Origin of the sequence: Amycolatopsis echigonensis (assembly GCF_014174495.1) — a bacterium.
Lineage (GTDB): Bacteria > Actinomycetota > Actinomycetes > Mycobacteriales > Pseudonocardiaceae > Amycolatopsis > Amycolatopsis echigonensis.
In genome coordinates this window covers 106750-131561 of the sequence record NZ_JACJHR010000017.1, presented here as the reverse complement: position 1 = coordinate 131561, position 24812 = coordinate 106750, and the positions used below count along the sequence as shown (strand labels likewise).

Annotated in this window: 26 protein-coding genes and 1 pseudogene; 16 read left to right on the top strand and 11 right to left on the bottom strand. The window is 71.0% G+C overall.

Features of this window, described 5'->3' with window-relative positions; all coding sequences use genetic code 11:
- Window positions 1-1652: aa3-type cytochrome oxidase subunit I (ctaD, locus tag H5411_RS14715; protein ID WP_183124100.1), on the top strand; the 1652-nt coding region annotated here is incomplete at its 5' end.
- Window positions 1653-1672: 20 nt separating this feature from the next.
- Here ctaD and H5411_RS14710 read toward each other — a convergent pair.
- From H5411_RS14710 to H5411_RS14700, 3 genes and pseudogenes are all read right to left on the bottom strand, one after another.
- Window positions 1673-2029, bottom strand: a pseudogene (locus tag H5411_RS14710) (RNA-binding S4 domain-containing protein); the annotation flags it as partial.
- 7 nt (window positions 2030-2036) lie between these two features.
- On the bottom strand, window positions 2037-2966 hold the full coding sequence (locus H5411_RS14705; RefSeq protein WP_101438987.1) for a hypothetical protein: 930 nt from the start codon (window positions 2964-2966) through the stop codon (window positions 2037-2039).
- Window positions 2967-3048: 82 nt separating this feature from the next.
- A complete protein-coding gene (locus H5411_RS14700) occupies window positions 3049-3876 on the bottom strand; it encodes a MerR family transcriptional regulator (protein WP_101438988.1) in 828 nt (275 codons plus the stop codon).
- Window positions 3877-4145: 269 nt separating this feature from the next.
- Between H5411_RS14700 and H5411_RS14695 the strand changes: the two genes are divergently transcribed.
- The 6 genes from H5411_RS14695 to H5411_RS14670 all read left to right on the top strand — a co-directional run bounded on the left by H5411_RS14695 (window position 4146) and on the right by H5411_RS14670 (window position 9379).
- Entirely contained in the window at window positions 4146-4838 is a 693-nt protein-coding gene (locus tag H5411_RS14695) for a helix-turn-helix transcriptional regulator (protein ID WP_183124099.1), read from the top strand.
- A gap of 64 nt (window positions 4839-4902) precedes the next feature.
- A complete protein-coding gene (locus tag H5411_RS14690) occupies window positions 4903-5487 on the top strand; it encodes a nuclear transport factor 2-like protein (RefSeq protein WP_101438990.1) in 585 nt (194 codons plus the stop codon).
- A 30-nt stretch (window positions 5488-5517) separates the two neighbouring features.
- Complete coding sequence (locus tag H5411_RS14685) at window positions 5518-6204, top strand: response regulator transcription factor (RefSeq protein ID WP_101438991.1); 687 nt, start codon at window positions 5518-5520, stop codon at window positions 6202-6204.
- On the top strand, window positions 6201-7523 hold the full coding sequence (locus H5411_RS14680; protein WP_183124098.1) for a HAMP domain-containing sensor histidine kinase: 1323 nt from the start codon (window positions 6201-6203) through the stop codon (window positions 7521-7523). The genes H5411_RS14685 and H5411_RS14680 overlap by 4 nt, the downstream gene beginning before the upstream one ends.
- Window positions 7524-7603: 80 nt before the next feature.
- Window positions 7604-8599 carry a hypothetical protein gene (locus H5411_RS47560; RefSeq protein WP_246368967.1) on the top strand — a complete coding sequence of 332 codons (996 nt, stop codon included), beginning with the start codon at window positions 7604-7606 and terminating at the stop codon, window positions 8597-8599.
- 27 nt (window positions 8600-8626) lie between these two features.
- Complete coding sequence (locus H5411_RS14670; RefSeq protein WP_183124097.1) at window positions 8627-9379, top strand: alpha/beta fold hydrolase; 753 nt, start codon at window positions 8627-8629, stop codon at window positions 9377-9379.
- On the opposite strand, the gene H5411_RS14665 is transcribed toward H5411_RS14670, so the two are convergent.
- On the bottom strand, window positions 9376-10164 hold the full coding sequence (locus tag H5411_RS14665; protein WP_183124096.1) for an N-acyl homoserine lactonase family protein: 789 nt from the start codon (window positions 10162-10164) through the stop codon (window positions 9376-9378). The genes H5411_RS14670 and H5411_RS14665 overlap by 4 nt on opposite strands.
- Window positions 10165-10240: 76 nt before the next feature.
- Here H5411_RS14665 and H5411_RS14660 point away from each other — a divergent pair, with 76 nt between their 5' ends.
- Window positions 10241-11359, top strand: a complete 1119-nt coding sequence (locus H5411_RS14660) for an NDMA-dependent alcohol dehydrogenase (RefSeq protein ID WP_101438994.1) — start codon at window positions 10241-10243, stop codon at window positions 11357-11359.
- Window positions 11360-11399: 40 nt separating this feature from the next.
- Complete coding sequence (locus H5411_RS14655) at window positions 11400-12854, top strand: aldehyde dehydrogenase family protein (RefSeq protein ID WP_183124095.1); 1455 nt, start codon at window positions 11400-11402, stop codon at window positions 12852-12854.
- A 45-nt stretch (window positions 12855-12899) separates the two neighbouring features.
- Here H5411_RS14655 and mftD read toward each other — a convergent pair whose 3' ends face one another.
- The 7 genes from mftD to mftA are packed head-to-tail and all read right to left on the bottom strand — an operon-like array spanning window position 12900 to window position 18528.
- Entirely contained in the window at window positions 12900-14072 is a 1173-nt protein-coding gene (gene mftD / locus H5411_RS14650) for a pre-mycofactocin synthase MftD (protein WP_183124094.1), read from the bottom strand.
- Entirely contained in the window at window positions 14069-15496 is a 1428-nt protein-coding gene (gene mftF / locus H5411_RS14645) for a mycofactocin biosynthesis glycosyltransferase MftF (protein WP_183124093.1), read from the bottom strand. Before mftF ends, mftD begins: the two co-directional genes overlap by 4 nt.
- Window positions 15493-16281 carry a mycofactocin-coupled SDR family oxidoreductase gene (locus H5411_RS14640; protein WP_167442049.1) on the bottom strand — a complete coding sequence of 263 codons (789 nt, stop codon included), beginning with the start codon at window positions 16279-16281 and terminating at the stop codon, window positions 15493-15495. Before H5411_RS14640 ends, mftF begins: the two co-directional genes overlap by 4 nt.
- Window positions 16278-16967, bottom strand: a complete 690-nt coding sequence (mftE, locus tag H5411_RS14635) for a mycofactocin biosynthesis peptidyl-dipeptidase MftE (protein WP_183124092.1) — start codon at window positions 16965-16967, stop codon at window positions 16278-16280. The genes H5411_RS14640 and mftE overlap by 4 nt, the downstream gene beginning before the upstream one ends.
- 1 nt (window position 16968) lies before the next feature.
- Window positions 16969-18141, bottom strand: a complete 1173-nt coding sequence (mftC, locus tag H5411_RS14630; protein ID WP_183124091.1) for a mycofactocin radical SAM maturase — start codon at window positions 18139-18141, stop codon at window positions 16969-16971.
- Window positions 18141-18434, bottom strand: a complete 294-nt coding sequence (gene mftB, locus H5411_RS14625) for a mycofactocin biosynthesis chaperone MftB (protein ID WP_043833371.1) — start codon at window positions 18432-18434, stop codon at window positions 18141-18143. Before mftB ends, mftC begins: the two co-directional genes overlap by 1 nt.
- Window positions 18424-18528, bottom strand: a complete 105-nt coding sequence (gene mftA / locus H5411_RS14620) for a mycofactocin precursor MftA (protein WP_037355132.1) — start codon at window positions 18526-18528, stop codon at window positions 18424-18426. Before mftA ends, mftB begins: the two co-directional genes overlap by 11 nt.
- A gap of 185 nt (window positions 18529-18713) precedes the next feature.
- On the opposite strand from mftA, the gene H5411_RS14615 reads away from it, so the two are divergent.
- From H5411_RS14615 to H5411_RS14585, 7 genes are all read left to right on the top strand, one after another.
- Complete coding sequence (locus H5411_RS14615; RefSeq protein WP_183124090.1) at window positions 18714-18929, top strand: hypothetical protein; 216 nt, start codon at window positions 18714-18716, stop codon at window positions 18927-18929.
- A 253-nt stretch (window positions 18930-19182) separates the two neighbouring features.
- Entirely contained in the window at window positions 19183-20061 is an 879-nt protein-coding gene (locus tag H5411_RS14610; RefSeq protein ID WP_183124089.1) for a 2,3-dihydro-2,3-dihydroxybenzoate dehydrogenase, read from the top strand.
- 153 nt (window positions 20062-20214) lie between these two features.
- Window positions 20215-21438, top strand: coding sequence for an isochorismate synthase (locus tag H5411_RS14605; protein WP_183124088.1), 1224 nt, complete (start codon window positions 20215-20217; stop codon window positions 21436-21438).
- Window positions 21435-23033, top strand: a complete 1599-nt coding sequence (locus tag H5411_RS14600) for a (2,3-dihydroxybenzoyl)adenylate synthase (protein ID WP_183124087.1) — start codon at window positions 21435-21437, stop codon at window positions 23031-23033. The genes H5411_RS14605 and H5411_RS14600 overlap by 4 nt, the downstream gene beginning before the upstream one ends.
- Window positions 23034-23036: 3 nt before the next feature.
- Window positions 23037-23699 carry an isochorismatase family protein gene (locus H5411_RS14595; RefSeq protein ID WP_183124086.1) on the top strand — a complete coding sequence of 221 codons (663 nt, stop codon included), beginning with the start codon at window positions 23037-23039 and terminating at the stop codon, window positions 23697-23699.
- Window positions 23696-23938 carry a phosphopantetheine-binding protein gene (locus tag H5411_RS14590; RefSeq protein WP_183124085.1) on the top strand — a complete coding sequence of 81 codons (243 nt, stop codon included), beginning with the start codon at window positions 23696-23698 and terminating at the stop codon, window positions 23936-23938. Before H5411_RS14595 ends, H5411_RS14590 begins: the two co-directional genes overlap by 4 nt.
- Window positions 23935-24792 carry a siderophore-interacting protein gene (locus tag H5411_RS14585; protein ID WP_183124084.1) on the top strand — a complete coding sequence of 286 codons (858 nt, stop codon included), beginning with the start codon at window positions 23935-23937 and terminating at the stop codon, window positions 24790-24792. The genes H5411_RS14590 and H5411_RS14585 overlap by 4 nt, the downstream gene beginning before the upstream one ends.
- Window positions 24793-24812: the final 20 nt, after the last annotated feature.

Here is a 24812-nt window from a genome sequence, read left to right as displayed (position 1 = left end):
TGCTGAGCCTTCTGCGCACCACCGACCACAAGCAGATCGGGCTGCTCTACCTCGGCAGTTCGTTCGCGTTCTTTCTCATCGGCGGCGCGATGGCGCTGCTGATGCGCGGCGAACTCGCTCAGCCCGGCCTGCAATTCCTGTCGCAGGAGCAGTACAACCAGCTGTTCACCATGCACGGCACGATCATGCTGCTGCTGTACGCGACGCCGAATGTGTTCGGATTCGCCAATTTCGTGCTGCCGCTGCAGATCGGCTCGCCGGACGTGGCTTTCCCGCGGCTGAACGCGTTTTCCTACTGGCTGTACCTTTTCGGCGGCTTGATCGTGCTGAGCTCGTTCCTCACGCCCGCTGGCGCCCCGGACTTCGGCTGGACCGCCTACACGCCGTTGTCGGACGCCGTGCACAGCCCCGGCGTCGGCGGCGATCTGTGGATCATGGGCCTCATCGTGTCCGGTCTGGGAACCATTCTCGGCGCGGTCAACATGACCACGACGATCCTGTGTCTGCGCGCGCCGGGAATGACGCCGTTCCGGATGCCGCTTTTCACCTGGAACATCCTCTTCACCGCGATTCTCGTGCTCCTCGCGTTCCCGATCCTCACCGCCGCGCTGTTCGGGCTGGAGGCCGACCGGAGGCTCGGTGCGCACGTGTTCGACCCGGCCAACGGGGGCGCGATCCTCTGGCAGCACCTGTTCTGGTTCTTCGGCCATCCCGAGGTGTACATCGTCGCGCTGCCGTATTTCGGGATCGTCACCGAGATCATTCCGGTGTTCAGCCGGAAACCGCTCTACGGCTACCGGCTGATGGTGTTCGCCACGGTCGGCATCACCGGCCTGTCCGCGACGGTGTGGGCGCACCACATGTTCGCCACCGGCGCGGTGCTGCTGCCGTTCTTCTCCATCCTCACGTTCCTCATCGCGGTGCCGACCGGCATCAAGTTCTTCAACTGGATCGGCACGATGTGGAAGGGGACGGTGTCGTTCGAATCGCCGATGCTGTGGTCGATCGGATTTCTCGTGACCTTCCTGCTCGGCGGTCTGACCGGGGTCCTGCTGGCCTCGCCCGCGCTGGACTTCCACATCACCGACACCTATTTCGTGGTCGCGCACTTCCATTACGTGCTGTTCGGCACGATCGTGTTCGCCACGTTCGCCGGAATCTACTTCTGGTTCCCGAAGATGACCGGCCGGATGCTCGACGAACCGCTCGCCAAATGGCACTTCTGGACGACGTTCATCGGCTTCCACACGACGTTCCTGGTACAGCACTGGCTCGGTGCGGAAGGAATGCCGCGGCGCTACGCGGATTATCTCCGCAGCGACGGTTTCACGGTGCTGAACACGGTTTCCACGATCGGCGCGTTCATCCTCGGCGCGTCGGTGCTGCCGTTCATCTGGAACGTGGTGAAGAGCTACCGCTACGGCGAGAAGGTCAACGTGGACGACCCGTGGGGCTTCGGCAATTCCCTGGAATGGGCCACGTCGAGCCCGCCGCCGCGGCACAATTTCACCGAACTGCCGCGGATCCGGTCCGAACGGCCCGCCTTCGAGCTGCACTATCCGGACATGGTGGAGCGGATGCGGGAGGAGCAGCACATCCACTGGGGCGGGCGGTCCCGGGAGAAAACCGGAGCGACCGCGCCGCCGAGCTGATCCCGGGCAGGTGAGCCCTGCTGCCGCCGGAACTCGTCGAGCACCCGGCGTTCCCGCTTCGTCGGACGCCCCGCGCCGCGCTCGCGGCGGGCGACCGGGATCGCCGCTTCCGGCGGCGGCTTCGGCGTCCGGTCGATGAGGCAGGTGGCCGCGACGGCGGCGCCGACCCGTTTCTGGATCACCTGCACGACCTCGACCACCCGGGTCGTCGTCCCGATCCGGGCACGGACCTCGTCGCCGGGCACCACCGACGTCGCGGGCTTCGCCGGGCGGTCGTTCACGCGCACGTGCCCGCCGCGGCAGGCGGCCGCGGCGTCGGCGCGCGTCTTGGTCAGCCGGACCGCCCAGAGCCAGCGGTCGATCCGCGTCGATTCCATGCGTCCATCATGGCGCGTCCCATTCCCAGCGCAGGCCGAGGATCCCCGGAGTGACCGCGGCCGACACGACGTGCACGGGCAGGCCCTCGGCGATCGGCGGTTCGGCGACGGTCGTCTCCGGTCCGGCCGGGGAGTCGAGCCGGTAGGCGTGGCAGGCGCGCGGCGCGAAGCCGGGCGCGAAGTGCAGTTCCAGCAGGTGTTCGTGGACGGCGTTGCGGAACCGGCGCTCGTACGACCAGTCCGGGCGGTCGTCGGTGAACTCGAACTCGTACTCGGCGATCGCGGTCTCGCCCCGGTCCAGGCCGCGGCCGAGGACGAGTTCGGCCACCGTGAACCCCTCCTCGGCGAGGCTCTCGGTGCGCCCCGGCGAGCAGTAGCGCGTGCGGACCAGCCGCGGCGGGCAGCCGGGGCCGACGCCGTGCGCGGTGACCAGCCGGATGTGCGTGTCGTCCTCGGTCGCGCGGACGACCTCGCGCACTTCCAGCCGGTGCAGCCGCCGGTCCGGTCCGACGTGCACGGCTTCGTGGAGGCTGACCACCACCAGCGCCGTCCGGTACGCCGTCTCGAACGAGTTCAGCATCCGCAGCACCGCGTTCCGCCGCCCCCACAGCCGTTCCCAGCGCACGACCGGAACCGGCGGCGGCTCGGGAGCTTGCTCGATCAGCCTGGTCAGCGAACCCGGCGGCAGCTCGAGCACGCCCTCGAGGATCCGCACCGCGACGCGCGAACGGGCGCGGGCGGGCACGGTGCGCCCGGTCCGCCAGTAGCTGAGCGTCGTGGTGCTGACCGCCGCGCCCGCCGCGGCGAGCCGGTCCCGGAGCCGGTCGAGGCCGAGCCCGCTGCGGTCGATGGCCAGGGTCAGCGCGCGGCTGAACGGGCCGTCCGCCAGCGCGTCGGCGAGCCGGTCCGGCTGGGTGGCTGGACCTGTCGAGAACACCTGCGTCCTCCTCGGGTCGTCCCCGTCCATTCGCGTCCGGAACGGGCGGCGGCGCAACCGTCGAAGGTCGGGTCTTGGCCGGTCAGCGCGGCTGCTCGACGAAGGGCTCGCGCAGTTCGACGACCCATTCGCTCTCGTCGGCGGAAGTGTGCAGGTAGACCTCGCAGGGGAAGCCGTCCGCGCGGAAGCCGTGGTCGTCGGTCCACCGGGCGAGTTCCTGGTAGCCGGCGAGGAATCCGCTCGCCGGGCCGTGGTGGACCAGCGTCGCGGCGCGGGCGGCGGGCAGTTCGGCCACCTCGAGGCCGTTCGGCGCGGCGACGGTTCCGGACACCGGGAGCGCGGCGTGCACGACGACCGGATCGTCGTCGGCGGCGGGCTTTTCGTAGTAGCAGATCAGCGGCCCGGACGGCGTGGCGTCGGATCCTTCCAGCCGCTGGCCGAGTTCCGCGCACAGCGGGCGCAGGACGGGGCTGATCGCGTCGGGGGAGAAGCTTTCGACGGTCGCGGTGAGCCGCACGACGCGCGTCGCGGGGATGTCCTTGACGATGATTTCGGTGTCCGGCATGGCGTGCTCGCTTTCCAGCGTGCGGAGTCTCGCCTCGACCTCGGCCAGCCGGAGCCGGTCGGCGGCGACCCGTTCGGCCAGTTCCGCCCGGCGCAGCGTGAGCATGCCGCGGACCTGGTCGGGCGTGATCTGCTCGTCCAGCAGCGCGGCGACCTCGCCGAGTCCGAAGCCGAGCTCCTTGAGCGCGACGATCCGGTTCAGCGCGGCCAGCTGCCCGGCGGTGTAGTACCGGTAGCCGGTGTGCGGGTTGACCTCAGCGGGCCGCAGCAGGCCGAGTGCGTCGTAATGCCGCAGCATGCGGACCGACACCCGGCCGTGGCGGGCGAATTCTCCGACGGTGAACATGACCTCCCCAGCACACGCTCTGACACGGTGTGAGAGTCAAGTGTCCCCTCCGGACCGGGAACGGGCCGGCCCCCTGCGCCGACCCGCCCCGGCGGTCCCCTCGTCCCCCGACGAACGAGGGGACCTCGCCGGTCCGCCGCCCTCCACAGGACGGACCGGCGCCGGTCGCGGCTCCCGCGAACGGAACAGCGGAGCTCGGCCCTCGTGACGCGGGTCGTCCGCAAAGCCACCCGATCGGGTGAGGATGGGCAGATCCGTAGGCTGGCCGGGTGAATCGCACGGACCGGCTGTACGCACTTGTCGAGGAGCTCCGGGCGGTCGCGCCGCGCACCCGGACCGCGGCGTGGCTCGCGTCCCGGTTCGAGGTCAGCGTGCGCACGGTCGAACGCGACCTCGGTGCTTTGCGCGAGGCAGGCGTCCCTATCTGGACCGAAACCGGGCGGACCGGCGGGTACGGACTCGACCGCGAGCGGACCCTGCCGCCGCTGACTCTCACGCCGGAGGAAGCCATCGCGATCACCGTCGCGCTGCGTTCGGCTGCCGGTTCGCCTTTCGCGCGTGCGGCGGAGTCGGCGGCGCGCAAGGTGCTCGCGCGGCTGCCGTCCGACGTCCGCGACGCCGAACAGCACCTCGCCGCGCGCTTGCACCGGGTCGGCGAGCCCGAACCGCCGGCTGTCCACAGCGGACTGATCCTCACCTCTCTCGCCGCCCGGCGCGTCCTGCGGTTGTCCTATGTGGACGCCAAAGGCCGGGAGACGGAACGCGACGTCGAGCCGCTGGGACTGCTGTGGGGTCCAGCGGGCTGGTACGTGCTCGGCTGGTGCCGCCTGCGCGACGCGGTCCGCGGCTTTCTGCTGGACCGGATCCGGGCCCTCGCGCTCACCGGCGACCGCGTCGAACGCCGCGAGGTCGACCTCGACGCCGAACTCGCGCGGATCTCTGCCCGCCCGCTCGGCGAGTGACCCGCGCCACGCGGCGGGGAAACACCGACAGGACGCTGTCGCCGGCGGCCGCGATCGTCGTCGCATGGCAAACGAACTGAACCCCGAAGAAATCCCCGCCCTCTGGTGCCGCATGTGGAACGAGGACGCCTCGCTCGCGCACCGGCTGCTCACCGCCGACGGCCGCCAGTGGTCCGGCGTCAAACCCGGTCTCGACCCGCTGGTCGGCCCGGCGGACGCCGAGGCGTTCATCGCGAAGTACCAGCGCGACGTCGGAAACCTGTTCGTCCCGCGCACTGTCGTCATCGACGGCACCGAACGGCTCGCCTTCACCTGGGACGTCACCCGGCGCGACGGCGTGGTCATCACCGGGGCCGACCTGTGCGTGCTCTCCGGCGGAAAGGTCGCGCGGAACTGGACGATTCCCTCGCCGGACGGGCAGTCGGCGCTGCCGGACGGACCCGGCGAAGGCAGCTTGGACCGTGAGGAATTGCGGGTGCTGGCCAAGGACGCACACCCGTGGCACGGCGAGCTGGTGCTCGATCCGGTGCGGCAGACGATCGCCGGGACCTGGTCGGACGGCTCGCGCGGCGGACTGGCGGTCATGGTCGTGGTCGACGGCCGCGTGGACCGGGAATGGGTGGTGCCGGGGACGCGTCCGCTGCCGTGAGCCCGGGCGCCCGAGGGGCATGATGGCGGCATGGCGAACCGCGTTCTGCTGGCGGACGACGACCGGGCGATCCGGGAATCGCTGGTCCGCGCGCTCGAACTGGAGGGCTACCGGGTCAGCGAGGTCGGCGACGGCGCCGAGGCGCTCGCGATCGCGCGGGCCGAGGAGTTCGACGTCCTGATCGTCGACGTGATGATGCCGGGCGTCGACGGCCTCGGCGTGTGCCGGGTGCTTCGCGCGGGCGGCGACCGCACCCCGGTGCTGATGCTGACCGCGCGCGTCGAGACCGCCGACCGGGTCGCCGGGCTGGACGCGGGAGCCGACGATTACCTGCCGAAACCGTTCGAACTGGACGAACTGCTCGCCCGGTTGCGCGCGTTGCTGCGGCGCAGCGCGGATCCGGGCGAGCAGGCCCAGCGCGTGCTGCGGCTGGCCGGGCTGGCGGTGGACACCGGAGCGCGCCGGGTGTGGTGGCGAGACACCGAGGTGGTGCTGTCGAAGACCGAATTCGACCTGCTGGAGCTGCTGGTGCGCAACGCCGGGATCGTGCTCGACCGCGGCACGATCCACCAGCGGATCTGGGGGTACGAATTCGGCCCGGAATCGAAGAACCTGGCGGTCTACATCGGATACTTGCGCCGGAAACTGGACAGCGCGGGGGCGGACGAGCTGATCCACACCGTGCGCGGCGTCGGCTACGTGGTGCGGCCGGCATGAATCTGCGCGGGAAGCTGGCGATCGCGTTCGCCGCGGTCGGCGGCGGCGCGGCGGTTCTCGTGGGCGTGCTGGGATATCACACGGCCTCCCAGCGGATCAGCGCGGAACTCGACCGTTCGCTGCTGAGCACGGCGGCGCAGGTGTCGGCGGGCGCGGTGCAGTTGCTCGCGCCGAGCCCGCTCACCCGCCGCCCGGGGGACGACGACCACGACGAGGCACAGCCGATGGTCGCGCAGTCGATCGCGCCGGACGGAACCGTGCGGCACGTCGGCGGCCGTCCGGTCGCGTTGCCGGTCAGCGCGGCCGACCGGGAACTCAGCTCTGGCACCCGGTACGCGGACGCCACCGTCGGGCCGGACGACTATCGCGTGCTCACCGTGGCGCTCGGCCCGGGGCGCGGGGCGCTGCAACTCGGCATCGACGTGGACGAAACCCGGCACGTTCTCGGCGACCTCGCCGAGCGGATGACCTGGGTCAGCCTCGCGGTGCTGGCCGGGGCGGCGCTGGCCGGCTGGCTCCTCGCGCGCCAGATCACCCTGCGGCTGGTCCGGCTCACCCGGCTGACCGAGGAGGTGAGCGCGGGCAGCAGGCCCGGACTCGGCGTCCCGGACCGCGGCCGCGACGAGGTCGGCAGGCTGACCGCCTCGTTCGCCGGGATGCTCGACCGGCTCGCCCGCGCCCGCGAAGACCAGGAGCGGCTGGTCCAGGACGCCGCGCACGAACTGCGCACTCCGTTGACCAGCCTGCGCACCAACGCGAGCGTCCTGCGGCGGTTCGGGGAACTGTCGCCGGACGCGCGGAACCGGCTGCTCGCGGACGTCGACGGCGAGACCCGGGAGCTGACGCACCTGGTGACGGAGCTCGTCGAACTGGCCACCGGACAGTACGACGACGAGCCGGTGGCGCCGGTCGAGCTGAGCGAGCCGGCGGAACGGGCCGCCGCGCGGGTGCGCCGCCGGTCCGGTCGCGCGATAGCCGTGGACGCCGACAGCACGACGGTCCCCGGTCGCCCGAAAGCGCTGGAGCGGGCGATGACGAACCTGCTGGAGAACGCGGTGAAGTTCAGCTCCGGCCCGGTCGAGCTGCGCGTGCGGGACGGACAGGTCGAGGTGCTGGACCGCGGGCCGGGGATCGCGGACGAGGACGCCGGCCGGGTGTTCGACCGGTTCTACCGGGCGGACGGCGCGCGGGCGCTGCCCGGGTCAGGGCTGGGACTGTCGATCGTGCGGGAGGTCGCGCACTCGCACGGCGGCGAGGTGTTCGCCGGGCCGCGCGACGGGGGAGGCGCGGTCGTCGGGTTCACGGTGGCTCTTACCTGATTCTCACCTTGATCTTGCCGGGGGCTCACGGGGTTCGGCCAGAGTGAGGTCTGGTTTCCGTTCGGGATGGGAAAGGCTGCATGACGACGGTCAACGGGTTGTCCGCTCACATTCTGCTCGTGCACGCGATTGTCGTGCTGCTGCCGCTGTCGGCGCTCGTGCTGGTGCTGACCGCGTGCCTGGCCCCGGTGCGGCGACGGCTGGCCGGCGCGAACGCGATTTTGTCGGTGCTGGTGGTTATCCTCGTGCCCATTACGACTGATGCGGGCGAGTGGCTGGAACGACGCGTGGCGCGGACTCCGCTCGTGCGGGCGCACACGGAACTCGGCGACACGGCGATCTGGGCGGCGATTCCGGTGGCGGTGCTGGCTGTGGCGCTGTGGTGGCGGCAGCGGGAGGCCGGTGCTGGCGGTGACGCCGGCGCGGCCGGTTCCGGTGGGGCTGCGGCGAGTTCGGATGCGGTGACGGCTGGCGGCGGTGCCTCGGGCGATGCCGGTTCGGCTGACTCGGCTGCGGCGGGTGCTGGCGCCGCGGTGCCTGACGCGCCGGTGCGCGCTGGTGTGGCGGGGTCTGGTGCGTTGGCGGGCACCGATCTGGCTGGGGCTGGCGGGCGGGAGCGTGCCGGTGCGACCGGGTCCGGCCCGTCGGCGGGTGCTGATGCCGCGGTGCCTGACGCGCCGGTGCGCGCCGGTGCGGCTGAGTCTGGTGCGTCGAGGCACGCTGGCGCCGTTGCGGCCGATGCGTCGGCGGGTGCGGCCGCTTCTGATGTGAAGGCGGGCGCGGGTGCCGCTGCAGCTGACGCGCCGTGCGCTGCAGAGGCAGGAAGTGTCGCGACCCGTGCGGATCACGCCGAAGCCGGTCAGACAAGCGGAGCCAGCCACGCAGCTGCCGCCGGACCGAGCCGTCGTCGCACTTTCCTTGCGCCCGCGTCGAAGGCGGTCACCGTGACGTTGATCGTCCTTTCGGTGCTGGCTGCCGGGGCCGCGAGCTACGACATCGTGCGGATCGGCGACTCCGGCGCTCAGGCCAGCTGGCAGGGGCAGTTCCAGCAGAATCCGTTGCCGCGCGTGCGATAGTGGGGTCCGGCCGTCAGGAAGGACCCCATGACCGCACCGCCCGTCCGCCGTTTCCGGGCCCGCGACGGGCTCGAACTCGCCTACCGCGAACTCGGCGAGGGCACGCCGGTCGTGCTCCTGCACGGGTTCACCTCGTCCGGCGAGGCGTGGCTGCGCGGCGGGCTGGCCGAGGAGCTCGCCGAGCGCGGATTCCGGGTGCTGCTGCCGGATTTCCGCGGGCACGGCGCGAGCCCGCAGCCGGACGATCCGGCTCGCTACCGACGGGATGTCCTCGTCGACGACGGGCTCGCGTTCGTCGAGCAGCTCGGCCTGACCGGGTACGCACTGGGCGGGTACTCGCTCGGCGCGCGGGTCGCGCTCCGCATGGTGGTGCGCGGTGCGCGGCCCACTCGGATACTCCTTGGCGGGCAAGGACTTGCCGCCCTGCGGCGGGGCGGCGGGGGCGGTCCGCTGCACCGGGTGCTCACGGCGATGATCGAAGGCCGGACAGTGGAGCCGTCCGATGCCATGACCGCGCAATGGATACGTCGTCTCGGTGCCGACCCGCGCGCGTTGATGCACGTCCTTCATTCGGTCGTGCCGACTCCTGATCTGCCCGCGCTCACGACTCCGGCGCTGGTCGCGGTCGGCAGCGAGGACCACGGGCACACCGACGCCGAGCCGCTCGCGCAGCTGCTGAACGCGGAGTTCGCCGAAGTGCCCGGCGATCATTACAGTGCCTCGGTGGCACCCGAGTTCACGGCCGCCGCAGTGCGGTTTTTCCTCAGCGGAAGAGGCTAGCCGAGGATCTGCTTCCCGCCGGCGCGGTGTGTCTGCCAGTCGTCCGGGTCGTGGTTCACCCACACCGTCACGTCCGGCCGGGCGGCCAGCAGTTTCAGCTTGCGCAGCGAATCGAGCGCCCGCACCGAATCCACGTCCACCGGGATTCCGGTGGTCTGGCTGATGTTTCGCTGCACGTGCGCGGCGTCGCCGCTGAGCACGAGGGTGCGGCCGTCCTGGCGCAGCTGAAGCCCGAGCGACCCGGGGGTGTGGCCGGGCAGCGACAGCAGGGTGACGCTGCCGTCGCCGAACAGGTCGTGATCGTAGCCAGCGGGCAGTTCGTTCCAGCTGATCTGCGCCGCGGCCTCGAGGTCCTGCTTGCGGAAGAACCCGGCCAGGTGCGTCGCGGGCTGTTGGGCGTACCGCAATTCGCCGGCGCCGGCGAAACCCTGCGCGTGCGGGAAGTGCGACAGGCCACCGGTGTGGTCGAAGTGGGCGTGGGACAACACCACGTGCCGGACGTCTTCAGTGCGGAAGCCCAGGCCCTCGATCTGGCGGTCCAGCCGGAACTCCTCGGGGAACACCGCCTGGAACGCCTCGGCCAGCGGGCCGTAGACCGCGCCCGGGTCGCCCGCCGCTTCGGGGGCGAGGCCGGCGTCGAAGAGCACCAGGCCGAGGTCGTGCTCGACGAGGAACGCGGGCAGCGGCATCACGACCGGCGCGCTGCCGCCGCCGGTGAGCACGAAACTCTCGTCGGCGGTCATCGTCGGCGCGTCGAGCGCCCACGCCCTGCGGATTCCGGTCATTCCGCTTCCTCGCTCTCTCCGTTACAGTGCTGCTTAATATATTAAGTTTAATCTATCGAACGAAGGGGTTCGAGCGATGCGCACTCGGGGAGCAGTCATCCGGCAGGCGCCCGGCCGGCTCGAGGTGACCGAGCTCGAGGTCGACGACCCGTACGAGGACGAGGTGCAGGTGCAGCTCGTCGCGTCCGGCCTGTGCCATTCCGACGACCACCACGTCACCGGCGACATCCCCGTCGGCGGCTACCCCTTCGCGCTCGGGCACGAGGGCGCGGGCGTGGTGACCAAGGTCCGCCCAAACAGCAAGGGCATCGAGGAAGGCGACCACGTCATTTTCTCCGCGATCCCGTCGTGCGGGCACTGCCGCTGGTGCGCCACCGGGCACGCCAGCCTCTGCGACCTCGCCGCGGGCATCCTCGCCGGACCTCGGTTCACCGACGGCACCTACCGGCTGCACACTCCCGACGGCACTCCGGTCGGGCAGATGTGCGGCATCTCGACCTTCGTCGAAACCACGACGGTTTCGCTCGCCTCGGTGGTGAAGATCGGCAAGGACATTCCGCTGGACAAGGCGTGCCTGGTCGGCTGCGGGGTCAGCACCGGCTGGGGTTCCGCGGTGCATTCGGCGCAGGTCGCACCGGGCGACACGGTGATCGTGATGGGCATCGGCGGGATCGGTGTGAGCGCCCTGCAGGGTGCGGTGCACGCGGGCGCGTCGCAGGTGATCGCGGTCGATCCGGTGCCGTTCAAGCGGGAGCAGGCCGCGGTGTTCGGTGCGACGCACGCGGTCGCGTCGATGGAGGAAGCCGCGGAGCTGGCGAAGCAGTTCACCAACGGCCAGGGCGCGGACGCGACGATCGTGACCGTCGGCGTGATGCGGCCGGAATACTTGCGGCAGGCGCTGTCTTCGGTGCGCAAGGCGGGAACCGTCGTGACGACCGCGGTCGGCAAGCACGAAGTGAGCGAGGTGCCGCTCGACCTGTTCGAGCTGACGCTTTCCCAGAAACGCGTGCAGGGCACCTGTTTCGGGGCCACGAACGGGAACTGGGACGTGCTGAACCTGCTCCAGCTCTACCGCGACGGCCGGCTCAAACTCGACGAGATGATCACGCGCACCTACTCGCTCGAGGACATCGCCCAGGGCTACGACGACCTGCACGACGGCAAGAACATCCGCGGCATCGTGCGGTTCCGGTGAGCCGCGCGAAACCCGGCCGATCCGGCATCCGGAGGACGAGATGACGAACCTGCACGCCGCCCTGCACGTCGGAGGGAAATGGCTGACCGGCGACGGGCCTGAGATCCGCACGGTCAGCCCGTCGACCGGCCGCGAATTGGCGGTCACGCCGTCCGCGGGCCCGAACCAGGTCGCGGCCGCCGTCGCCGCGGCGCGCCACGCGTTCGACGACGGCGAGTGGAGCAGGCTCGGACCGCGCGAGCGCAGCGCGCTGCTGTACCGGCTCGCGGACCTGATGGAACGGGACCGGGACCGGCTGCTCGACCTGGCCGCGCACGAGATCGGTTCGCCGGTCGGCAACGCCGAACTGCACGTGGACGGGCCGATCGCGTACTTCCGGTGGTTCGCCGAGGCCGCCCGGCGCGGTCCTCGCGACGGCTGGGAGGAACCCCTGCCGCTGCACCACGATCCGGTGACCTCCGCGAGCACCCTGCTGCGCGAGCCCGCCGGGGTCGTCTCGGCGATCACCGCCTACAACGGGCCGCTCATGCTGTGCGCGTGGAAGCTCGGCCCGGCGCTCGCCGCGGGCTGCACGACGGTGCTGGCGCCCTCGCCCAAGGCGATCCTGTGCAACTCGGCGCTGGTGGAACTGGTGGAGGAGGCCGGATTCCCGCCCGGCGCGGTCAATCTCGTGTTCGGCCCGCCCGCGGTGACCGAACAGGTCGTGCAGGCCGATGAGGTCGACCTGGTGAGCTTCACCGGGTCGCCCGCGGTGGGCGGCATGGTCATGGCGCTGGCCGCGCCGGGGCTGAAGAAGGTGGTGCTCGAACTCGGCGGCAAGTCGCCCAACATCCTGCTTCCGGGCACCGACGTCGCCTCTGTCGTCGCTCCCTCGTCGCTGCGGTTCTGCCGGAACGCGGGGCAGGCGTGCGGGGCCACGACGCGGACTTTGGTGCCGGAGAAGGATTTCGACGAGTACGTCGAGCGCTCCGCCGAATTCCTCGGCAATCTCGTGGTCGGCGATCCGTTCTCGCTGAAGACCGCCGTGGGCCCGTTGATCACCGGCGAGCACCACCGGAACGTGTCCGGGTACGTGGCGCGAGCGGTGGACGAAGGCGCGACGGTGGTGACTGGCGGCGGCCGTCCGGCCGGTCTCGACGAGGGGTTCTTCTTCGCGCCGACGCTGATCACCGACGCGCCGAACACCGCCGAGATCGCGCAGGAAGAACTGTTCGCGCCGGTGGGGATCGTGCTGCCGTACCGCGACGTCGAGGAGGCGATCCGGGTCGCGAACGACACCAAGTACGCGCTCAACGCCAACGTCTGGGGCCCCACTCCGGACGCGCTGGCCGTAGCGCGGCGGATCCGGTCCGGCACCGTCACGATCAACGGCGGGGGCGGCCGCCGGACCGACGCACCGTGGGGCGGTCCGGGTCACAGCGGGATCGGCCGCGAAGGCGGGGAAGAAGGCTTCCGGGAGTTCTTCGAGGTGAAGCACGTGCAGTGGCCGCTGTGACCGACGTCCGTGAGGGGAATCCGAGTTCCCCTCACGGACAGTTCGTCAGGTGCCGACGCGCCGCTCGAAACCTTCGGGGATGATCAGGTCGTCGCGGCTGAGGTCTTGGACGCTGCGGTGGCCCAGCGCGAGAAGCGTCGAGTCGATGCCGTTGCGCAGGACGTCCAGCACGTTCTCCACGCCGGACTGTCCGCCCGCGGCGAGGCCCCACAGGTACGCGCGCCCGATCAGAACCGCGCGGGCCCCGAGCGCGAGTGCCTTCACGACGTCGCTGCCACGCCGGATTCCGCCGTCCAGCAACACTTCGACCTCGCTCCCGACCGCCTCCGCGACCGCGGGCAGCGCGCGGATCGTGGCAGGAGTGCCGTCGAGGTTGTTGCCGCCGTGGTTGGACACCGAGATCGCGCTGACCCCGGCGTCGACCGCGCGGCGCGCCTCGTCGACCCGGTACACGCCCTTCAGCAGGAACGGCCCGTCCCACTGTTTCCGCAGCCAGCTCACGTCCTCCCAGGTCGGCGGCGCGGTCTGCATCCACTGGCCGTACGCGCCGAAGAACGACGGCACCGGCGTGCCGGGTTCGGCCATGTTCGGGACGCTGAGGTCGGGCAGTTTCTTGGTGCGGGCGTAGGCGAGCAGCCAGCGCGGATGCATCATGCCTTCGGGGGCGAACCGGATCAGTTCGCGCAGCGTCAGCTTGTCCGGGATGTGCGGGCTGCCCCAGTCGCGGCTGTGCGAGAACGACCAGTCGAGCGTGAGGATGATCCCGACCGCGCCGGCGGACCGGGCGCGGTCCAGCCGCCGCAGGATGTCGTCGCGGCTGCCGGTCCAGTACACCTGGAAGTACGTGTTCGGGTTGGCTGCCACCACTTCCTCGACCGGCTTGCTGGCGAACGACGACAGCCCCATCGACGTCCCGCGCGCGGCGGCGGCGCGAGCGACCGCGACCTCGCCGTCGGGGTGCACGGCCTGCACGCCGGTGGGCGAGATCAGCACCGGCAGCGCGACGTCGCGGCCGAGGACGTTCGTGCTCAGATCGCGTTCGCCGGGCAGTCCGGCGGTGCGCGGGGCGAACCGCAGCTCGTCGTACGCGGCGAGATTGTCTTGCAGCGTCAGGCCTTTTTCCGAACCGGCGATCAGCGCCGAGTAGACGGACGCGGGCAGGCGTTTCTTCGCCCGCCGCTGTGCTTCGGCGACAGACTCGAACCAGGTGGTGCTCATCGTTTTCCCTTCGGGTCGACGCGCAGAGGGCGCCAGGTGACGCGCGGCCGCAGCGGGACCGCGGTCCGGTGGTTGAGACAGCCCGTCCACACCCCGGCGCCGTACGCGAGGTCGTCGGCGACCGCGCCGGCGGTGTAGCGGATTGGATCGAGGTCGGGGCGTTGCCGCAGCCATGCGGTCAGCGGCGGTCCGGCGAGCAGCGACGCGAGCGCGGCCCGCCGTCCCCAGCGTTTTCGCCCGCCCGGCAGCAGGAGCGCGGCAACCAGGGGAGCGGCGAATTGGGTGCTGTAGCGGCCGAATCCGAGCCAGGTTTGGCCCACGGCGGTGCCCATCGCTTGCCCGACCCCGTGTGTTGGCACGTCGCTTCGGCGCAGCACGCGGGTCATGCTCAGCACCGCGCCCGCGAACGCGGCGGCGGCCGGGAGAGGACGGCGGGCCAGGAGCGCCGCGACGGTCAGCGTCGGCCAGGGGTGCAGGACGAGCGGGGCCATCGCGGCGGGACGACGCAGGGCCAGCGGTGCGGCGGAAGTGCCGTAGCTGGCTCGGCGGCTGAGCAATGTGCGCCAGGTTGCCGGCTCGTGGTGGTCGACGTGTGCGGACGGGTCGTAGCGGATCCGGAAGCCAGCGTCGTGGAGTCGCCAGCCCAGGTCGACGTCCTCGCCGACGCGCATTGCCGGGTCGAAGACCGCACCGTCCCGGGCCACGGATTCCAGTGCTGCCCGGCGAACCAGGAGCGCGGCAGTGGGCACATAGGACAGTCGCGTGCCGGGCGCGACGCGGGCGGCGGCGGTGCCCAGGTCGAGGCTGCTGGCGGCGCGGGTGTAGCGGCCAGCCCAGGTGTCGCCGGCGAGGGGACGCACGCGCGGAGCGACGGCGGCGACGAGCGGGTCGGCGAAATGCCCGGCCAGCCGGTCGATCCAGTCCGGCGACGGGACGCAATCGCTGTCCAGGAACGCGACCAGGTCGGTGGAAACGTGCTCCAGCGCGGTGTTCCGGGCCGCGCCGGGGCCGCCGTTTACGTCGCGGCGGACGAGTTTCGCGCCGTGCGCGGAGGCTGCCGCGGCGATGGCCGCGGGGTCGGCGGATCCGTCGTCGATGACCAGCGCGGGGTAGCGGCCGTCGAGCGCGGCCAGGCAGCGGCCCAGCAATTCGGCGCGGTCGCGGACCGGGATGACGACGGTCGCGTCGGCAGTTGCGGCTGGTGGCAACGGATGAGCGAACCCAGCGTCGGTGAGCAGCCGGGCGAGGACGCCTTCCGCTGATGACTCGACCGGATGGTCCGCGAGACGCGCCCACGCCGTCTGCCCGGCCTTCGTAAGGCGCAGTACTCGGGCGGGGGAGCCGCCGAAGAGGAGGCCGTCGGAGAGTTGTTTGACACTCGGGTCCATGGCGAGGCGGAATCCGGCGGGCAGCGGGGTGGTCATAGCGCCAGCCCTCCGTCCACCGGGATTACTGCGCCGGTCGTCGCGCTGCTTTCCGGCCCGGCGAGGAACGCCAGGACGGAAGCGACCTCGGCGGGATCGAGCAGTCGCTGCTGAGGTTGTTGCGTGGCAAACGTTTGCGCCGCCGGAAGGTCGTAGAGCCGGGCGCTCTCGGCGAGAATCGGCGTGTCGGTCGAGCCCGGGCTGACCGCGTTCGCGGTGACCCCGGAGTCGCCCAATTCCGTGCCCAGCGCGCGAATCAACCCGGCGACTCCGGCTTTCGCCGCGCAGTACGCGGCGAGCATCGGCAACCCGCGCGTGGCGGCGGCGGACGCGACGGCCAGGAAGCGGCCGGAGCGGGGTTTCGGGCGGCGCAGCAACGCGGGAATGGCCACGTGGGCGAGGTTGAGAACACCGCGGAGGTTGACGTCGAGGACCGCGTCTTCCTGTTCCAGCGGCATTTCCCAGAGCGGCACTCCGCCCGCGATCACTCCTGCTGCCGCGACGGCCGCGTCGAGGCCGCCCCAGCGTTGTTCCGCGTCCGCGACCGCTGCGGCCAGGTGCGCGCGATCGCGGACGTCTGCGCGGAATTCCTCAGCGGTGCCGCCGTTTTCTTGGATCTTGGCGACCACTGTGGACAGTTCTTCGGCGGTGCCCATCGGGTAGGGGAGAGCTGGATCGTCTTCGGCGACGTCGACCGCGAGGACGGCCCAGCCTTGCTCAGCCAGTTTGATCGCGGTGGCTGCGCCGATGCCGCGCGCCGCGCCGGTCACGAGGGCGGCTTTCACGGCGTCTCCACGGAAGTCCAGTCACGCACGTGTGCTCGCAACTGCGCCGTGAGGTTGTCGAGAAGATCGTGGCCTTCGTCGGCCGTCGCTCCGGTGGGATCGCCGAGGATTCCGGTGTCGGTCACCGCTCGTACGCCGCCCTTGCGCAGGGCGGGAAGCAACTCGCTGAGCGGACGGTTATCGCCCGGTATCGCCTTCTGCATTTGGACTTTGGCCGGGCGAAGAGCCAGCTGCAACGCGGTTTCCGGCCGTCCGGCGTGCGGATCTCCTTGCCAGCGCGGCTCGAACACCGAGACGTCCCGCGATTCGGTGCGGAGGGTCGCGACCGCGCGGGTCACCGAAGCGGCGTTGCCTCCGTGCGCGGACACGAAAAGCAGCCGCCGGAACGTTTCGCAGGCTGACCGGCCGAGTTCCACGAGCAGGAGTTCCGTGGCTGTCTGCCCGATCGACAGCGTCCCGGCGAATCCCGCGTGTTCGCCGCTCGATCCGTACGGCAGCGCGGGCGCGACCAGCACGTCCGGCCGCTCCGCGGCGAGCCGGTCGCACAACGCCGTCGCGATGTCGGTGTCCGTGCTCAACGGCAGGTGCGGACCGTGCTGCTCGGTGGACCCGAGCGGCACGGCGAGGATCGCGCCGGACGCCGCCTGTGCGGCGACGTCCGGCGACGACAGATCGGCCAGGCGCATCTCAACGGCCCGGAGTGAAGCCCGCGAGCGGGTTCTCGTCGCAGGCCCGGTCCGGCGGGCGGCGCATGCCGATGGTCACCGGCACCTTGCGGTGCGAGTGGTCCAGCGACGGTTTCGGCGCGCTGCCCGCGGCGACCCCGGCCAGCGCGCGTTCCCCGTGGCCGCGCACGCATTCCGGATCCGGGCCGTCGAGCGGCAGCCCGGTGAAGAACTTCGCCGCCATGCATCCGCCGCGGCAGGCGTCGAACGCCGAACACGACGTGCAGGCCCCGCCGCTCTGCGGGCTGCGCAGTTCGGCGAACAGCTCGGATTCCCGCCACACGCGGGTGAATCCGCCTTCGCCGCGGATGTTCCCGGCGAGGAAGGTGTCGTGGATGGCGAACGGGCACGCGTAGACGTCGCCGACCGGGTCGACCAGGCACACGACCCGGCCGGCGCCGCACAGGTTGAGCCCGGGCAGGCCGCCGTCGCCGTACCCGGCGAGGTGGAAGAACGAGTCGCCGGTGAGCACGTTTTCTCCGTGCTTGACCAGCCAGTCGTACAGTTCCCGCTGCTGGGCGGCGGTGGGATGCAGCTCGTCCCAGACGTCCGCGCCGCGGCCGGACGGGCGGAGCCGGGTGAGCCGCAGCTGGGCGCCGTAGCGGTCGGCGATCGCTTTGAAGTCGTCGAGCTGCCCCGCGTTCTGCCGGGTCACCACGACAGAAATCTTGAAGTTCCCGAACCCGGCGGCGGCGAGGTTCTCCATCGCCCGGATCGCGGTGCGGTAGGAGCCGGGGCCGCGGACGTGGTCGTTGACCTCCTCGGTGGCGCCGTCGAGGGAGATCTGGACGTCGACGTAATCGCTGCCGGCGAGCCGTTTCGCGACGTCCTCGGTGATCTTGATGCCGTTGGTGGAGAATTTGACGCCGACGTGGTGCTCGGTCGCGTAGTCGACCAGCTCCCAGAAATCGGACCGGACGGTCGGTTCGCCGCCGCCGATGTTCACGTAGAACACCTGCATGCGCTCGAACTCGTCGATCAGCGCCTTGCACTCCTCGGTGCTCAGCTCGCGCGGATCGCGCCGGCCGGACGAGGAAAGGCAGTGCACGCACGACAGGTTGCAGGCGTAGGTGAGTTCCCAGGTGAGGCAGATCGGCGCGTCGAGCCCGAACTGGAATTCGTCGACAAGCGGCATCACACGCTCCTCGGATGGATCATGTCCGACGCGGCGAGGGCGGCGAGGGCGGCGCGGTAGCGGGGCAGTTCCGCCTGCGCGACCCCGGCCTGCGCGCACGCGGCGCGGGCGGAGGGATGGTCGGTCAGCGCCTGCACCGCGGCGAGCATGGTGCGGCTCTTGAGAAAGGACAGCCGGCGGGTGCCGAAGTGGTACAGCAGCGCGCCGAACCGCTCCGGCCGGATGGAGACCCGGCTGTCCAATTCCCAAGCACCGTCCAGATCGAACGCCGCGGCGCTGCGATCAGTAGACACCGCACATTCCGTCGATCGAGACCTCTTCGACGAGCAACTCGTCGGCTACGACCTCTTCGGCCTTCGTCTCGGCAGCGGCTGTCGTCTCGCTCATCGTGACTCCCTTGTCTCGTACGGCGATATTTGACACTTGGTGTCGAATGTGAGGAGGACAATACTGTCACCCTGTGCCAGAAGCAATGCTTCGCTGACGAGGGGCACCCGAATGGGCGTGCGCCTCGGCCGGGAACCCGGGCGCTCCGCCGGTCCGACTCCTCGGGGCGGGACTATGCGAGCGGGATGGCCGTCGTCATCGACGAGGAGCCACGCGCTGGACGGGCCTCGGCGACCGGATGGGCGGCGATCCGTCCGTTGGTGTTGCGGTCGCACTTCTGCGCCGGGGTGTTCGTCAACCAGCACAACGGCGAGGTCCGCGGCGCGCTGGAGACGGCTGCGGTCCGGGCATGGCTCCGTGGATCGCCGCGGGTTTACGGTTTCTTTCCGCCGCCGGGCTGACGCGGTCACTGCCTGCCGGGGCGCACATCGCCGCTCGGCGGTCCTTTTTGGACTGGGCGATGCCGTCGGTCTCTTCTGTCACCTGGACTTCCGGAGACCTCGGCTGGTGATCCGTTGGCGTGTGTTGCGGGGCGGGGTCTCGGATGCGGTGGCTGTGCGGTCGTGCCCGGGGTGGGCGGGATCACCCTGGCCGACGCTCACTCTATTAGGTTAGGTTTGCCTAATCAGTCGGCGACAGAGGGTGAGGTGCGCGGTGACGGGGGACGCGGGAGCCGGGATCGAGGGGCGGATCGCGCTGGTGACCGGCGGTGCGCGCGGAATCGGGGCGGCCATCGTGGAGGCGCTCGCCCGGGCCGGTGCCGTGGTGGCCGCGGTGGACATCGACGAGGACGGGTTGCGGGAGGTCGCCGCGCGGGACTACGGCGTGCAACCGTCGGGAAGAGCGTCAGCGAGGGATTTCTCGGGCGGCGATGCGGCGCGGGGTCGCCCGAGCCGCAATGCCCAGGTGCCGGTTGGACGGGTGGTGCCGTTCGTGGCGGATGTCGGGGATCCGGGGTCGGTCGCGCGGGTCGTGGCGGACGTCGAGCGGGAGCTGGGCCCGATCGGGATCGGGGTGTCTGTCGCGGGGGTGTTGCGGCCCGGGTCGGTGGGGGAGACCAGCGACGAGGACTGGGCGGCGACGTTCGCGGTCAACTCGACCGGGGTTTTCACTGTGCTGCGCGAAATCTCCCGGCGGATGCAGCCGCGGGGGAGCGGGGCGCTCGTCACTGTCGGGTCGAACGCGGCCGGTGTCCCGCGTACCGGGATGGCTGCCTACGCGGCTTCGAAGGCGGCGGCGACCATGCTCACCCGCTGCCTCGGGCTGGAGCTCGCCGGTTCGGGGATCCGGTGCAACATCGTCTCGCCGGGGTCGACCGACACCGACATGCAACGTCTACTGTGGACGGACGAGGCCGGAGAAAACCGGGTGATCGCGGGAAATCCGGAACAGTTCCGCGTCGGGATTCCGCTCGGGCGGATCGCCGATCCGGCGGACATCGCGGACGCGGTGCTGTTCCTCGTGTCCGACCGGGCGCGGCATATCACGATGCAGAACCTCTACGTCGACGGCGGCGCCACGCTTCGCGCGTGACCCGGTTCGACCCGCCGGGCGGCTTTTCCTTTTCGTCCGGGTACGTTAGTGTCCATTAGGTTAGGCTAACCGAACAGTCAAGGTCCGGACCTTGTGCGAGGAACGGACGGGGCGGCTCGGCCGCCTGCGCGTGTGCGAAAGGGAATTCACCTCGTGTCCTCACCTGCTCCGGCCCGTCCGCGGCCGGTCCACCGGGCGGCGGATCTCCTGGCCGCGTACCTGCCGGGGTCGTTCTACTACTCGTCGGCCCGCGGGGTGCTGCTCGCCGACGGGGTGCATGCGCACGTCCGCGGCGCGTCCGGCAACCGGGCCGCGGCGGCTGCCGAGGCGTTGGAAGCCGCGGTGCTGGCGGGGGTCGCGAATCCCGTGGTGGTGGGCGCGATCGGGTTCCGGCCGGACTCCGGGAGCAGTTTGATCGTGCCCGCGGTGGTGCGCCGGGCGGAGGCGCCGGGCGGCGACTCCTGGACTGACGGCGACCCGCGGCCGGGCCGAGAGGAAACACCACGGCCCGTCAACCAAAACCCCTGGGCCGTAGTTCCTCGCCCAGCCCCCGAGGTCTACGCCGAGAGTGTCCGCGAGGCGGTCGACCTCATCGCCGACGGGGAGCTCCGCAAGGTCGTCCTCGCCCGGGCGCTGGATCTCGTGGGGGAGCACAGCGTTTCCGTGCGAGAACTGCTCCGCGACCTTGTCGTGAGAGACCCCGCGGCGCATGCCTTCGCCGTCGACGTCAGCGAGCCGGGGGATCCGGCGCCGCGGACGCTCGTCGGGGCCAGTCCGGAGTTGCTGGTGTCTCGCAAGGGAAACGTCGTGACGGCGAATCCGCTTGCTGGGTCGCGGCGGCGGACGGGGGACCCGGCACGGGACGCGCAAGCGATTGCCGAGTTGCGAGTGTCCGAAAAGGACCTCAACGAGCACGCCCTCGTCGCCGCGCAGGTCGCGGAGGTGCTGGGCCGGTACTGCACCGAACTGGAAGTTCCCGAAAAACCGGAAGTGATGGGCACGCCCGCGATGTGGCACCTTTCGACCCGGATCACCGGACGGGTCGGGCCAGGTGGGCCGTCGTCGTTGGAGCTGGCTGAGGCGTTGCATCCGACGCCTGCGGTGTGCGGGGTGCCGGTCGATCTGGCGCGCGACACGATCGCGCGGCTCGAGCCCGAGGACCGCGGGTATTACGCGGGACTCGTCGGCTGGACCGACCTCGCGGGGGACGGCGAATGGGTCGTCACGATCCGGTGCGCCGAGGTGTCCGACAAGACTGCGCGGCTGTTCGCGGGGGCGGGCGTCGTCGCGGGGTCGGACCCGGCGGCGGAATTGGCTGAGACCAGCGCGAAGTTCGGCACGCTGCTGCGCGCGCTGGGTGCGGAGGGGGTCGCGTGAGCCTGTGGCCGGAAGAGACCGCGGCCAGGTATCGGGCCAGCGGGTATTGGCGGGGGCAGACCTTCGGGGCTCTGCTGACATTGCTCAAGGAGGCGTACGCGGACCGGACGGCGGTCGTCGGCGAGGAGCAGCGCTGGACGTTCGCCGAGTTGGACGAGCGGGCGCATCGGCTGGCGGCCGGGTTCGCCGCGAACGGGATCGGGCAGGGCGACCGGGTGGTCGTGCAGTTGCCGAACATTCCGGAGTTCGTATCGGTCGTCTTCGGGCTGTGGCGGGCCGGTGCGGTGCCGGTGTTCGCGTTGCCGGCGCATCGCGACAGCGAATTGCGGCACTTCGTCGAGCAGAGCGAAGCGAAAGCGATTCTCACCGTCGGCGAGCACGCTGGGCACGACCACGCGAAGATGGCGCGCGAGATCGGACAGCACCGGAAGGTCTTCGTCGTCGGCGAGCCGGAGTTCGCGGAGTTGACGGCGGCCGCGCCGCGCGAGTTGCCCGAGCCGGATCCGGAGAGCATGGCGTTTCTCCAGCTGTCCGGCGGAAGCACGGGGTTGCCGAAGCTGATTCCGCGTACGCATGACGATTATCTGTACAGCGTTCGGGAGAGCGCGCGGATCTGCGGGCTCAAGAAGGAAAGCGTGTATCTCGCGGCCTTGCCGGTCGCGCACAACTTCCCGCTCAGCTCGCCGGGGCTGCTCGGCGCGTTGCATGCGGGCGCGGCCACAGTGCTGGCGCCGCGACCGGACGCCGACACGGCGTTCCGGCTGATCGAGGCCGAAGGCGTCACCATCAGCGGGGTCGTTCCGCCGTTGGCGGCGGCCTGGGTGCAGGCGGCGGCGCGGACCGGACGGGATCTGTCCTCTTTGGACGTTCTGCTGGTCGGCGGGGCGAAGTGCGGCCGGGAGCTCGCGGAACGCATCGGACCGGCGCTCGGCTGCCGGTTGCAGCAGGTGTTCGGCATGGCCGAGGGACTCGTCTGCTACACCCGGCTGGACGATCCGGAAGACCTCGTCCTGAGCACGCAGGGCCGCCCGATTTCGCCGGACGACGAGGTGCGCGTCGTGAATCCGGACGATCCGCTGGCGACGTCGGACGATCTCGTCGAGCCGGGCGAAATCGGTGCGCTGCTCACGCGCGGGCCGTACACGATCCGCGGCTACTACAACGCCGCCGAGCACAACAAGACCGCGTTCACCGAGGACGGCTTCTACCGCACCGGCGATTTGGTGCGGCGAAGGGAATCCGGGCATCTCGAAGTCGTCGGGCGGGCGAAGGAGCAGATCAACCGCGGCGGCGAGAAGGTCGCGGCGGAAGAGGTCGAGAACCACCTGATGGCGCATCCGGGCGTGCTCGACGCCGCCGTCGTCGCGGTGCCCGACGAGTACCTCGGCGAGCGGACCTGCGCGTACGTCGTTCCGGTGGACGGGAAACAGCCGAGCGCTTCGGAACTGCGCCGGTTCGTGCGCGGGCGCGGCGTGGCCGCGTTCAAGGTGCCGGACCTGGTGAAGGTGGTCGGGGAGTTCCCGGTCACCGGCGTGGGCAAGACCAGCAAACGCGAACTGCGGGCGGCGCTGGCCGCCCTGGCGAAGGAGAGGTGAGGCGTGTCCCTGCCGAAGATCCGGGCGTACCCGCTGCCGACGGCGGCGGACCTGCCCGCGGGGCGGGTGCAGTGGCGGCCCGACCCGGCGCGGGCGGCTCTGCTCGTGCACGACGTCCAGCGGTATTTCCTTGCTCCGTATGAGGGTTCGCCGATTCCGGAGATGGTGGCGAACATCGCGGAACTGGCGGAGAAGGCCCGAAGCTGGGGCATGCCGGTGTTCTACACCGCGCAGCCGGGCAAGCAGCCCGCCGCCGATCGCGGCCTGCTCGCCGAGTTCTGGGGCGACGGCATCGGCGCGGTGATCGGCGACGACCCGCGCGCCGCGGACATCGTCGACGAGCTGGCCCCTCGGCCGGGCGACATCGTGCTGGACAAATGGCGTTACAGCGCCTTCCAGCGCAGCACTTTCCGCGAGCAGCTCGGCGACCGCGACCAGTTGCTGATCACCGGCGTCTACGCGCACATCGGCTGCCAGACCACGGCGGTCGAGGCGTTCATGCGCGACGTCCGGCCGTTCCTGATCAGCGACGCGGTCGCGGACTTCGACCGCTCCCGGCACGACCAGGCGTGCGAGTACGTCGCGCAACGCTGCGGCGTCGTCACCACCACCGCCGACGCGCTCGCCGCGCTGTCGGCGCCGATTCCCGCAGGAGCCCCTCGATGAGCACTCCCGGACTGACGGCCGAGCAGGTCAACGCCGATGTCGCCGAACTGCTCGGCTGCGGCCTCGACGAGCTGACCCCGGACACCGATCTCGCCGACCTCGGCCTCGATTCGATGCGGATCATGAGCCTGGTCGAGAAGTGGCGCGGCGCGGGCGCGGCGCAGCTGGAGTTCGCCGATCTCGCCGAAGACCCGCGGCTCGGGCACTGGACGAAGCTGCTCACCGGCGGTTCGCAGTGAGCCGGGACGCGCACCGGCACCGTCACACGGCCCGGATCGCCGAGGTCCGCGCGGGCCGCAAAGCCGAGAAAGTGCCGTACCCCATCCGGATCCGTCGTGCGGAGGTCGTGCGGACCAGGGCAGTCGGCACCGGACTGTTGCGCGTCACCCTCGGCGGGCCGGGCACGGCCGGGTTCGAGGCGCATTCGCCGGACGAACACGTGAAGATCCTCTTCCCGGACGCGGATGGCCAGCTCCGGCTGCCAGAGCCGAACGGCGACCTCCTCCGCTGGCCGAAGCCTTCGCCGATCTCGCGTGAGTACACCGTCCGCCGCTACGACGCGGTGTCTGGCGAGCTGGATCTCGACGTCGCCCTGCACGACGGCGGTCTCGGTTCGGACTGGGCACGCGCGGTGCGGCCGGGCGAGACCGTGCACGTCGCGGGCCCGCCGGGCGGGCTGATCGTGCCGCACAACTACGACCGCTACCTGCTCGCCGGCGACATCACGGCGCTGCCCGCGTTGGCGCGCTGGCTGGAGGAACTGCCGCGCACCGCGAAGGGCTGGGCGTTCGCCGAGGTCGCCGACACGAGCGAGGAGATCGAGCTCGACGCACCGGACGGCGTCGAAGTCCAGTGGCTGCACCGCGGTCCCGGCAACCCGCCCGGCAGCGTCGAGCTTCTCGCCGACGCCGTCCGTGAAGTCAAGGTGCCCGACGGCGAACGGCTTTACGCGTGGGTCGCCGGAGAAGCGGGCGCGATCAAGCCGCTGCGCCGCTGGCTGCGCGACGACCTCGGGCTCGCCCGCGAGGACTACGACGTGACCGGCTACTGGAAACGCGGCGTCGTGGACTTCGACGACGAGCACGACCACTAACACCTCGTGAGTGTTTATGC